The organism is Rhizobacter sp. P2_H3 (assembly GCF_056403355.1).
The window spans coordinates 1-11,139 of the sequence record NZ_JBFUFQ010000190.1; the positions used below are offsets into that span (position 1 = coordinate 1).

Annotated in this window: 13 protein-coding genes; 5 read left to right on the forward strand and 8 right to left on the reverse strand. The window is 70.2% G+C overall.

What is annotated here, in order from left to right; genetic code table 11:
* The first annotated feature begins 203 nt into the window (after positions 1 to 203).
* Both AC1D1T_RS24835 and pobA read left to right on the forward strand, forming a co-directional pair.
* On the forward strand, positions 204 to 1,046 hold the full coding sequence (locus tag AC1D1T_RS24835; protein WP_047508989.1) for an IclR family transcriptional regulator domain-containing protein: 843 nt from the start codon (positions 204 to 206) through the stop codon (positions 1,044 to 1,046).
* On the forward strand, positions 1,043 to 2,230 hold the full coding sequence (gene pobA / locus AC1D1T_RS24840; protein WP_477826203.1) for a 4-hydroxybenzoate 3-monooxygenase: 1,188 nt from the start codon (positions 1,043 to 1,045) through the stop codon (positions 2,228 to 2,230). Before AC1D1T_RS24835 ends, pobA begins: the two co-directional genes overlap by 4 nt.
* An 8-nt stretch (positions 2,231 to 2,238) precedes the next feature.
* On the opposite strand, the gene AC1D1T_RS24845 is transcribed toward pobA, so the two are convergent.
* From AC1D1T_RS24845 to AC1D1T_RS24870, 6 genes are all read right to left on the reverse strand, one after another.
* A complete protein-coding gene (locus tag AC1D1T_RS24845) occupies positions 2,239 to 3,126 on the reverse strand; it encodes an AraC family transcriptional regulator (protein WP_477992667.1) in 888 nt (295 codons plus the stop codon).
* Positions 3,127 to 3,195: 69 nt separating this feature from the next.
* Positions 3,196 to 3,906 carry an ABC transporter ATP-binding protein gene (locus AC1D1T_RS24850; RefSeq protein WP_477826885.1) on the reverse strand — a complete coding sequence of 237 codons (711 nt, stop codon included), beginning with the start codon at positions 3,904 to 3,906 and terminating at the stop codon, positions 3,196 to 3,198.
* Positions 3,899 to 4,657, reverse strand: coding sequence for an ABC transporter ATP-binding protein (locus tag AC1D1T_RS24855; protein ID WP_047509102.1), 759 nt, complete (start codon positions 4,655 to 4,657; stop codon positions 3,899 to 3,901). The genes AC1D1T_RS24850 and AC1D1T_RS24855 overlap by 8 nt, the downstream gene beginning before the upstream one ends.
* Entirely contained in the window at positions 4,654 to 5,613 is a 960-nt protein-coding gene (locus AC1D1T_RS24860) for a branched-chain amino acid ABC transporter permease (RefSeq protein WP_477826887.1), read from the reverse strand. The genes AC1D1T_RS24855 and AC1D1T_RS24860 overlap by 4 nt, the downstream gene beginning before the upstream one ends.
* Positions 5,610 to 6,470, reverse strand: coding sequence for a branched-chain amino acid ABC transporter permease (locus tag AC1D1T_RS24865; protein WP_477826888.1), 861 nt, complete (start codon positions 6,468 to 6,470; stop codon positions 5,610 to 5,612). The genes AC1D1T_RS24860 and AC1D1T_RS24865 overlap by 4 nt, the downstream gene beginning before the upstream one ends.
* Before the next feature lie 2 nt (positions 6,471 to 6,472).
* Entirely contained in the window at positions 6,473 to 7,657 is a 1,185-nt protein-coding gene (locus tag AC1D1T_RS24870) for an ABC transporter substrate-binding protein (protein ID WP_477826889.1), read from the reverse strand.
* A 156-nt stretch (positions 7,658 to 7,813) separates the two neighbouring features.
* Between AC1D1T_RS24870 and AC1D1T_RS24875 the strand changes: the two genes are divergently transcribed.
* The gene (locus AC1D1T_RS24875; RefSeq protein WP_477992668.1) at positions 7,814 to 8,920 is read left to right on the forward strand and encodes a 5-methyltetrahydropteroyltriglutamate--homocysteine S-methyltransferase; all 1,107 of its coding nucleotides are present in this window, start codon (positions 7,814 to 7,816) and stop codon (positions 8,918 to 8,920) included.
* Positions 8,921 to 8,923: 3 nt separating this feature from the next.
* Here AC1D1T_RS24875 and AC1D1T_RS24880 read toward each other — a convergent pair whose 3' ends face one another.
* Positions 8,924 to 9,586, reverse strand: coding sequence for a class I SAM-dependent methyltransferase (locus AC1D1T_RS24880; RefSeq protein WP_477827545.1), 663 nt, complete (start codon positions 9,584 to 9,586; stop codon positions 8,924 to 8,926).
* 11 nt (positions 9,587 to 9,597) lie between these two features.
* A complete protein-coding gene (locus tag AC1D1T_RS24885) occupies positions 9,598 to 10,335 on the reverse strand; it encodes a siderophore-interacting protein (protein ID WP_477992669.1) in 738 nt (245 codons plus the stop codon).
* Positions 10,336 to 10,423: 88 nt separating this feature from the next.
* Here AC1D1T_RS24885 and AC1D1T_RS24890 point away from each other — a divergent pair, with 88 nt between their 5' ends.
* Together AC1D1T_RS24890 and AC1D1T_RS24895 are read left to right on the forward strand one after the other, a co-directional pair.
* Entirely contained in the window at positions 10,424 to 10,852 is a 429-nt protein-coding gene (locus AC1D1T_RS24890) for a MarR family winged helix-turn-helix transcriptional regulator (protein ID WP_465110721.1), read from the forward strand.
* Between the two features lie 116 nt (positions 10,853 to 10,968).
* The coding region (locus AC1D1T_RS24895; protein ID WP_477992670.1) for a DUF2157 domain-containing protein at positions 10,969 to 11,139 on the forward strand (171 nt) is incomplete at its 3' end.

The following is an 11,139-nucleotide window of genomic DNA, read 5'->3' on the forward strand; positions in this document are numbered from 1 at the left end:
GATCAGGCTCGGGTACACGCCCGGGGCCACCTCGTCGAACTGCATCGCTGTCTCCTTGATCCGCCAATCGCCCACGAAGGCCCGGCGGCAGCTGCAACGCGCGAAAGGTAGGCTACATTGATCCGCACCACAAGGGGTTGCGCATCGATCGCGTCGACACAGCGCCCGCCGTGGGCGATTGGCGCACATCGGAGTAGCAGTTGATGAATGCTCGCGAACCGCAGCTTCCCGACGACGACGACCCGGCCGGCGACCTCGCCGAGGCACCGTCCTCCACCACCACCGCCGCCGGTCCCAACAAGCGCGACCTGATCGCCGGCCTCGAGAAGGGCCTCGCGGTGATCGAGGCCTTCGACCAGGACCGGCCACGGCTCACGATCAGCGAGGTCGCCGCGCGCTGCAGCCTGACCCGCGCCGCCGCCCGCCGCTACCTGATCACGCTGGAGTACCTCGGCTACGTCAACAGCGACCGCAAGATGTACGCGCTGACGCCGAAGGTGCTGCGCATGGGCCAGAGCTACATGCACTCGGCGCGGCTGCCGCGCATCGTGCAGCCGGAGCTGCACAAGCTGGCCTACGCGCTGAAGGAGGCCTCGTCGGCCGGCGTGCTGGATGGCAACGACGTGATCTGCATCGCCGCCACCAGCGCCGGCCGCGTCGTGTCGTCGACGCTGCAGCCCGGCACGCGCGTGCCGGCGTACTGCACCGCGAACGGCCGCGTGCTGCTGAGCGCGCTGCCGCAGGCCGAGGTCGACGCGTGGATCGCCCGCCAGGCGCTGGAGCCGCTGACGCCCAACACCATCACGCTGCCGGAGCGGCTGCGCCTGGAGATCGCCCGCACCCGCTCGCAGGGCTATGCGACGGTGGACCAGGAGCTGGAGCTCGGGCTGCGCACGATCTCGGTGCCGCTGAAGAACCACCGCGGCGAGGTGCTCGCGGCGATGAACGTCAGCGTGCATGCGGCGCGCGTGACGATGGACCAGCTGGTCGAAGGCTCGCTGCCGGCCTTGCTTCACGCGCAGGCGAGCCTGCGCACGGTGCTGTGACAACGGCCCGCACACAAGTAGCCATCGTCGGCGGTGGGCCGGCGGGGCTGCTGCTGGGCCAGCGGCTGCACCAGGCCGGCATCGATGCGGTGATCCTCGAGCAGCGCAGCGCCGCCTACGTGCTGGGCCGCATCCGCGCCGGCGTGCTCGAGCAGGGCACGGTCGACCTGATGGACCAGCTCGGCATCGGCCAGCGCATGCATGCGCAGGGGCTGGTGCACGGCGGCTTCGCCCTCGGCTTTCGCAACACCCGCCAGCGCATCGACCTGCACCGGCTGACGCACGGCCGGCAGGTGATGGTCTACGGCCAGACCGAGCTGACGCGCGACCTGATGGATGCCCGCAGCGCCTGCGGCGCCGTCACCGAGTACGAGGCCGAGGACGTTGCGTTGCACGACTTCGACGGTGCGGCGCCGCGCGTCACCTGGCGCCGGCAAGGCGTCACGCACGAGCTGCAGTGCGATTTCATCGCCGGCTGCGACGGCTTCCACGGCGTGAGCCGCGCGAGCGTGCCGCCGGCCGCGCTGAAGGTGTTCGAGCGCAGCTACCCGTTCGGCTGGCTCGGCGTGCTGTCGGACACGCCACCGGTCTCGCACGAGCTGATCTACTCGAACCACGAGCGCGGCTTCGCGCTGTGCAGCATGCGATCGCTGACGCGCAGCCGCTACTACATCCAGTGCCCGGCGGACGACTCGGTCGCGCGCTGGAGCGACCAGGCGTTCTGGGACGAGCTGCGGCGCCGGCTCGACCCGGAATCGGCCGAGCGCATGGTCACCGGAGCGTCGATCGAGAAGAGCATCGCGCCGCTGCGCAGCTTCGTCGCCGAGCCGATGCGCTTCGGCCGGCTGTTCCTCGCCGGCGATGCGGCGCACATCGTGCCGCCGACCGGCGCGAAGGGCCTGAACCTCGCGGCCTCCGACGTGCAGTACCTGTCGCAGGCGCTGATCGAGCACTACCGGCAGCGCAGCGACGCCGGCATCGACCGCTACTCCGAACGCTGCCTGCGCCGCGTCTGGAACGCGGTGCGCTTCTCGTGGTGGTTCACGTCGCTGATGCACCGTTTCCCGGACGGCGGCGAGTTCGGCCAGAAGGTGCAGGAGGCCGAGATCGGCTACCTGCTGCACTCCGAGGCGGCGGCCACGGTGCTGGCCGAGAACTACGTCGGCCTGCCGCTCGAGCACTGAGCGGCGCGTCAGCGCACCGGGATGTGGATGTCGGTGATCAATTGCTCGGCCGGCACCTGGCTGGGGTCGTTCACGTAGTCCTCGAACGGCGCGGCGTCGCGCAGCTCGATGCCGGACGACGGCACCCAGTCGCGGTAGATCGCGCGCCAGGTCTGCCACAGCGTGTCGTACGGGCCGGTGTGGCGGAACACCGCCCAGCGGCCGGCGGGGATCGCCTGGCAGTCGATGCGGTCGACGGCCGAGAGATCGGGCACCGGGCCGCTGAACGCGACGGCCGCGATGAAGCGCGCCTCGGGGTCGTCGAAGCCCTTGATCTCGTCGGGACAGATCGCGAGGCACGCGGTCTGCCGCTCGCCGAGGCCGAGCGCCTGCACAGCGGGCAGCAGGCGGCCGAAGGCGCGTTGCGCGGCGGCACTCATGTCGTTGTCGATCGCGCCGCGTTCGGTGGCGCACAGCACCTGGCGTTCAGGCAGGTCGCGGAAGCTCGGTTCAAGCATGGTCTTTCTCCTGAGGGGACGGGGGGACGCCACCACCGGCAGCACCAGGCGCGGGTCCACCAGCGCCTGGCGCACCGCGCTCGGCGACAGCCCGCACTCGCGCCGCAGCGCGCGGGCGAAGCTGGTGCCGCCATCGAAGCCGCAATCGAGCGCGATCTTCCCGACCGGCGCGCTGCCGCCGCGCAGCGCCTCGACGGCGGCCGCGAGACGCATGCGCAGCACGTACTGCGCCGGCGTCATGCCGGTCATCGCGGAGAACACGCGGTGGAAGTGGAAGCGCGACATCGCGGCGATGTCGGCCAGCGTGCTCCCCTCCAGATCGGAGGACAGCTGCGCATGCACATGGGCGACGACGCGGTTGATGCGGCGGCGGTAGGAGAGCTCGGACTGGTGGCGCATGGACGAAGGTGATGGGCCGCGCCACTGTAGGGCGCAGGCCGCCGCCGCGCGCCACCGGGATTGCTCAGTTCAGCGCTGCGACACCGCGAGCCAGCGCTCGAGCTGCTGCGGCTCGGCAAGCAGCGCCGCGCTGTCGCTGCGGTGCACGATGCTGCCGCGGTCCAGCACCACCGCATGCTGCGTGATCGGCAGGATCATCCGCGGGTTCTGCTCGACGATGATGGCCGACAGCCCCTCGTCGCGCACCACGCGCGCGATCGAGCGCAGCAGCTCCTCCACGATGATCGGCGCCAGGCCCTCCAGCGGCTCGTCGAGCAGCAGCAGCTTCGGGTTCAGCACCAGCGCGCGCGCCACCGCCAGCATCTGCTGCTCCCCGCCGGACAGCTGGTGGCCCAGGTTGCCGCGCCGCTCCGCGAGCCGCGGGAACATCTCATAGGCGCGCGCGACGGTCCACGCCCCCGGGCGCGCGACCGCCGTCAGGTTCTCGTCGACCGTCAGCGACTTGAAGATGTTGCGCTCCTGCGGCACCCAGCCGATGCCGGCCGCGGCGCGCCGGTACGGGGCCGTCGCGCTGATGTCCTGCCCGGCCAGCACGATGCGGCCGGCATGGCGGCGCGTCACGCCGACCAGCGTATTCAGCAGCGTCGTCTTGCCGGTGCCGTTGCGGCCCAGCAGCGCGAGCGACTGCCCGGCCGCCAGTTCCAGGTCGACGCCCTGCACCACCACGGCCTCGCCGTAGCCGGAGCTCAGGCCCTCCACGCGCAGCAGCGGCTCAGCCATGGGCGACCTCCCCCTGGCCGAGGTACACCGCCTTCACGCGCGGGTCGTTCGCGATCGCCTGCACGTCGCCCTCGGCGAACAGCGCGCCGTTGACCAGCACCGACACGCGGCGCGCGAAGTTGAAGACCAGGTCCATGTCGTGCTCGATCAGCAGGATCGACACGTCGGCCGGCAGCGCGTTGATGGTGTCGAAGATCTCCTGCCGCTCGCCCTCGGGCACGCCGGCCACCGGCTCGTCGAGCAGCAGCACGCGCGGCCGGCACGCGAGCGCGGTCGCGATTTCCAGCAGCCGGCGCTTGCCGTAGGGCAGCACTGCCACCTTGCGGTCCATCACGTCGTCGAGGCGGAACTGCTTCAGCAGCGTCTCGCAGGCCTCGGCCACGCCATCGGCCCGGCCGAGCGGCTGCCACCAGCGCGAAGCGGCCCCGCGCTCGGCCGTCACCGCGAGCGCCAGCGACTGCAGCGGCGTCAGCTCGCTCCACAGCTGGTTGATCTGGAAGGTGCGCACCAGCCCGCGCTTCACGCGCTGGTGCGGCGCGAGGCGGGTGATGTCCTGGCCGTCGAGCAGGATCGTGCCGGCGCTCGGCGCGAGCACGCCGGTCAGCAGGTTGATCAGCGTCGTCTTGCCGGCACCGTTCGGGCCGATCAGCGCGTGGCGCGCGCCGGTCTCGATCGTCAGCGACACGTCCTGCGTCGCAGCGATGCCGCCGAAGCGCTTGACGAGGCCGCGGGTTTCCAGCGCGATGGTCATGGCTTGCGGCCCCACCAGGTCCACGGGCGGATGAAGCGGTCGCGGCCCACGAGCATCAGCACCACGAGGAACAGCCCGAGCCAGAACAGCCAGTACTGCGGCGTCCAGGCCGACACCAGGTCGTGCAGCAGCTTGAACGCGATCGCGCCGAACAGCCCGCCGTACAGGTAGCCGGTGCCGCCGATCACGAGCACCAGCAGCACGTCGGCGCTGCGGTGGAAATCCAGCACGTCGAGCGACGCGAAGCCGCTGGTCTGCGCGAGCAGCGCGCCCGCCGCGCCGGCGAGCCCGGCCGCGAGGGTGTACACCGCCGCGAGCCGCGCCGGCACCGACAGCCCGACGCTGGTGGCGCGCAGCCGGTTGTCGCGCAAGGCCTTCAGCGAGACGCCGAACGGCGAGTGCACGACGCGCCGCGCGAACAGCAGCGCGAGCACCAGCACCGCGAGGCTGTAGGCGTACGCGGTGCGGCCGTACAGGTCGAACTCGAATCGCCCGAGCAACGGCCCCATCACGACGCCCTGCAGCCCGTCGGTGCCGCCGGTCAGCCAGTCCAGCTTGTTCGCCAGCTCGTAGAGCACCGACGCGACGCCGAGCGTCACCATCAGCCGCGTCAGGTCGGAGCCGCGCAGGATCAGCAGGCTGCCGAGCGCGCCGAGCAGCGCCGACGCCGCGATCGCCACCGCCAGCCCGACCAGCGGATCGGGCATCACGTGCTTCGCGAACAGCGCCGCCACATAGGCACCGAAGCCGAAGAACGCCGCATGGCCGAGCGACACGATGCCGGCGTAGCCCAGCACCAGGTCGAGCGACATCGCGAACAGCCCGAGGATCGCGATCTCGTTGAGCAGCAGCGCATGCTCGCCGGCGAACACGCAGGAGCCGAGCGCGACCAGCCCGAGCGCGAACTCCCACCAGCGCCAGGCCGAAGCGGCGGACAGCGAATCCCGGACGCTCATCGGCTGGCACTCCGCCCGAACAACCCCTGCGGGCGCAGCGTCAGGATCACGATCATCAGCGTGTAGACGATGAAGGCGCCGAGCTTGGGCACGTAGTACTTGCCGAACACGTCGGCGATGCCGAGCAGCAGCGCGGCCAGCAACGGACCGGTGATGGTGGTGGTGCCGCCGACCGAGACGACGATCAGGAAATAGATCATGAACTTGAGCGGGAAGCTCGGATCCAGCCCGAACACCTCGGCACCGAGCGCACCGCCCAGGCCGGCCAGCCCCGAGCCGACCGCGAAGGTCAGCAGGAACACCTGGCTGGTGTTGATGCCCAGGCCCTGCGCGACGCGCGGGTCGTCGACCGCGGCGCGCAGCCGGCTGCCGAAGCGGGTGCGCGTCAGCACCGCCTGCAGCGCGATCGTCAGCAGCGCGCACAGCACGATGATGAACAGCCGGTACTTGCCGATGCCGACCGCGGCGAAGTCGAAGCGGCCCTGCAGCCACGGCGGCACCTGGATCATCTGCTGCTGCGAGCCGATCAGCCAGTCGACCGCCGTCACCGCCATGAACACCAGGCCGATCGAGAACAGCACCTGGTCGAGGTGCGGCTTCGCGTACATCGGCCGGTACAGCGTGCGTTCGAGCAGCGCGCCGGCCAGCGCGGTGAGGATGAAGGCGGCCGGCAGCGTCGCGAGGAAGGGCACGCCGAGCCGGTTCATCAGCAGCACGGTGACGTAGCCGCCGGCCATCGCGAACGCGCCATGCGCCAGGTTGACGAAATTCATCAACCCGAGCGTGACCGCCAGCCCGACGGCCAGCACGAACAGCAGCATGCCGTAGGCGATGCCGTCGAACAGCAGCGTCAGCATGCCTACTTCGTCTTGCCCGGGTCCTTCACGGCCTTCTGCACGTCGAACTCCTCGTTGAAGAGCTGGCCGTTCACGCGCGCGACGCGGCGGATGTAGACGTCCTGCACGATGTCGCGCGTCTGCGCGTCAATCAGCACCGGGCCGCGCGGGCTCTCGAACACCTGGCCCTTCATTGCGGCCAGCAGCGCATCGCCGCCGCCCGCACCCTTGGTGGCCTCGAGCGCCTTCGTGATCACGCGCATGCCGTCGTAGCCGGCCACCGCCATGAAGTTCGGGCGGAACTTGTTGGCCGCCTGGAAGGCCTCGACGAACTTCTTGTTGACCGCCGACGGGTGCGAGGCCGAGTAGTGGTGCGAGCTGACGATGTTCAGCGCGACGTCGCCCATGTCGTTGAGCTGGTCGTCATCGGTCACGTCGCCGGTGCAGATCAGGCGGATGCCCGACTTGTCGAGCCCGCGCTCGGCGAACTGCTTCATGAAGGCCGCGCCCTGGCCGGACGGCAGGAACACGAACACCGCATCGGGGCTCAGGTCGCGCACCTTCTGCAGGAAGGGCGCGAAATCGGGGTTGCGCAGCGGCGAGCGGATCTCGCCGATGACCTCGCCGCCGTTCAGCTTGAAGCGGTCCTTGAAGGTCTTCTCGGCGTCGATGCCGGGCGCGTAGTCGGCCACCAGCGTCACCGCGCGCTTGATCTGGTTCTTGCCCGCCCACTCGGCAATGCCCAGCGTCACCTGCGGCAGCGTGAAGCTGGTGCGCACGATGTAGGGCGACTGCTCGGTGACGATCGACGTGGCCGCGGCGGTCACGACCATCGGCGTCTTGCTCTGCGTCGCGATCGGCGCGGTCGCGAGGGCCAGCGGCGTCAGCCCGAAGCCGGCCAGCACGTCGACCTTGTCGCTGACCACCAGCTCCTGCGCGATGCGGCGCGTCGCGTCGGCCACGCCGGCATCGTCCTTGATGATCAGCTCGATCTTGCGGCCGGCGACCGTCGCGCCGTTCTGCGCCAGGTAGAGCTTCGCGGCCGCTTCGATCTGCCGGCCGGTCGACGCCGATTGCCCGGTCATCGGGAGGATGAAGCCGATCTTGAACGGCTTGGCCTGCGCGAAGGCGGTCGATTGGAAAGCCAGGGGCAGGCTCGAGGCCAGCCCCGCCGCAGCGAGGTGCCGCAGGGCGGTGCGCTTGTGCATGCGTTTGTCTCCGTTGGGAAGGCGGTGGATGATGCAGCGAATCCGGGGCCGGATGCTAGCATCCTGGTTCGCATACAGCACCCGTGTTCTATATAAGAACATTGCAGCAGAAACGGGGGCATCGCGCATCGCGGTGAACCCTCACAGGAGACCTTCATGACCTCGCGTTCCGCCGCTCCTTTTCGTGCCGACCACGTCGGCAGTTTCCTGCGCCCGAAGTACCTCCTCGAAGCCCGTGAGCGCTTCCGGTTGAAGGAGATCAGCGCGGCCGAACTGCGCGCGGTGGAGGACCGGGCGATCACCGAGATCGTGCGCTTCCAGGAAGACGTGGGCCTGCAGAGCATCACCGACGGCGAGTTCCGGCGCACCTACTTCCACATCGATTTCCTGGAACAGCTGGGCGGCGTGAAGACCGACATCCCGGTGCTGGTGAAGAAGCCCGACGGCAGCGAGGAGCTCGCCCCGCCGGTGATGCGCGTGATCGACAAGGTTCGCCACGTGAAGGACATCCAGCGCGCCGACTTCGAGTACCTGAAGTCGCAGACGCGGCGCACGCCGAAGGTGACGATCCCGTCGCCGACGATGCTGCACTTCCGCGGCGGGCGCGCCGGCATCAGCCGCGAGCACTACCCGGACCTGGAGCCGTTCTACCAGGACGTGGCGAACGCTTACGGCGACGAACTGCGCTCGCTGGCCGCGGCCGGCGCGACCTATGTGCAGATGGACGACACCAACCTCGCCTACCTGTGCGACGACAAGATGCGCGAGGCGGCCCGCCAGCGCGGCGACGACCCCGACGAGCTGCCGCACCGCTACGCCGGTTTCATCAACCGCGTGGTGGCGCAGAAGCCGGCCGGCATGACGCTCGCAGTGCACCTGTGCCGCGGCAATTTCAAGAGCACCTGGGCGGCGCAGGGCGGCTACGAGCCGGTGGCGCAGGCGCTGCTGTCGGAGATGGACGTCGATGCGTACTTTCTCGAGTACGACGACGCGCGCAGCGGCGATTTCAGGCCGCTGCGCTTCCTGCCGAAGGGCAAGACGGTGGTGCTGGGCCTGGTCACGACCAAGCTCGGCGAGCTGGAGTCGAAAGACGACCTGAAGCGCCGCATCGACGAGGCCGCGAAGTACGTGCCGCTGGAGCAGCTGTGCCTGTCGCCGCAGTGCGGCTTCAGCAGCACGGTGCACGGCAACGACATCGCGGTGGAGGCGCAGCGGGCGAAGCTCAGGCTCGTCGTCGAGACCGCGCAGGAGGTGTGGGGCTGAGCCCTAGCGCTTGCGCGCGAGAGTGAGCCCGTCGCCGATCGGCAGCATCGACACATCCACCCGCTCGTCGCGATGCAGCTTCTCGTTGAGCGCCTGCAGCGCCGCAGTGTCGGTGCCGGCCGCGGCCGGGTGCGCGACCTCGCCGCTCCACAGCACGTTGTCGATCGCGATCAGCCCGCCCGGGCGCAGCAGCTGCAGGCAGCGCTCGACATACGCGTCATAGCCGCGCTTGTCGGCATCGATGAACGCGAAGTCGTAGTGCCCGGCCTCGCCCGCCGCGAGGCGTGCATCGAGCGTCAGCAACGCCGGCGCGATCTGCAGGTCGATCTTGTGCGCGACGCCCGCCTGCTGCCAGAACGGCCGGCCGACGCGGGTGTAGTCGTCGTTGATATCGCAGGCGAGCAGCCGGCCGTCATCGGGCAGCGCGAGCGCCACCGTCAGCGCGCTGTAGCCGGTGAACACGCCGACCTCGATCGTGCGGCGCGCGCCGATCAATCGCACCAGCAGCGACATGAACTGCCCCTGCTCGGGCGAGATCTGCATGCCCGCATGCGGATGCCGCCGCGTTGCCTCGCGCAGCGCCGCCTGCGCCGGGTGCTCGCGCACCGAGTGGGCGATGAGGTAGTCGAGCAGGTGGTCGTCGAGCGGCAAGGTTCTGTTGGACATGGTGGCTCCCTTCAGTCGCCGAGGTTCTCGTGGTGCGCGATGACACCGCGCTTCCAGTACGCGGCCGCGCGGATCGCGTGGCGGTCGTGGCCCTTCTCGTCGACCAGCACGCGGCGCAGCGCCGCCATCACCGCGGCCTCGCCGGCGCACCAGGCGTAGCCGTCGCCGGGCGGCAGCGTGAGCGCCCGGGCCGCGGCGAGCAGCGCATCGTCGCTGTCGACATGCTGCACCTGCAGCGCGGCGGCACTCGCCAGCGGCCGGCGGTCGGCCGCATCGAGCTGCAGCAGCACGATCGCGCGCGTGCCGGCCGGCAGCTCCTCGAGCCGGCGCTCGATCGCCGGCAGCGCGCTCGCGTCACCGATCAGCAGGTGCCAGTCGTAGTCGAGCGGGATGATGAACGAGCCGCGCGGGCCGGCCACGGTCAGCGCGTCGCCGGGCTGCGCACGCGCCGCCCAGTCGGACGCCGGGCCGTCGTCGTGCAGCGCGAAATCCAGCGTCAGCTCGCCCGCCGCGGCATCGTGGCGGCGCGGCGTGTAGTCGCGGCGCACCGGCTCGGCCGCACCGGTGTCGATGAAGAGCTTCACATGGTCGTCGAACGATGCGCTGACGAAACCCGCCATCGGCTCGCCGGCCACCACGATGCGCCGGAAGCCGGGGCTGGTGGCCTCGACGCGCACGACGCGCAGCTCGCGCCGCCTGATCTCATGCTGGACGCGCTGCACGCGCCGGGTGGATGTTTCTGCCGTCATGGGCCCGCTTTCGAAATGGTTGACAATATCCCCCATCATGGGCAAACAAGATGACAATGTCAACCATCAGGGCAAAGCAGCGCCCCGTGTGGAAGACGACGTGCTGGAGCTGATCCACACGGTGATGCACCAGTACCGCGGGCAGCAGTACCAGGTGCTGCGCGACGGGCCGCACGACATCACGCACATGGAGAGCAAGGTGCTCGGCTACTTCGGCCGCCACCCCGGCGCGACGCAGAGCGAGCTGTCGCAGCACAGCGGGCGCGACAAGGCACAGCTCGCACGGCTGATCAAGGGCCTGCGCGAGCGCGGCCTGCTCGACGCGCAGGCCGACGAGGCGGATCGGCGCAGCGTCGCGCTGTCGCTGACGCCCGACGGCCAGGCGGTGCTGCGCACGCTGCAGCAGCAGGCGCGCAAGCTGAATGCACGGGCCGTGTCGGGGTTCAGCGCGACCGAGCAGCGGCAGCTGCTGGCGCTGCTGCAGCGGGTGACGGACAACCTCGACGCGCCGGACTGACCCCGACACGGTATCGCTGTGCGCACCCGGCGGTGGCAAGCCGCGGCACTCGCTGCACCTGCCAGCGCCGGACGGCTCGGTGCATCGCTACCATCGCGCCACATCCCGGAGGAGCCATGGACCTGCACGACGAACCACCCGCGCTCTCGCAGCGCCTGCCGCAAGGCATTGCGGTGCTGGCCGCCGCGCTCGGCGGGCTGGGCCTGATCTTCTGGATCGCCGCCAACTGGGACACGCTGGGCCGCACCGGCCGCTTCGCGTTGCTGCAAGGCAGCGTCGTGGTGATG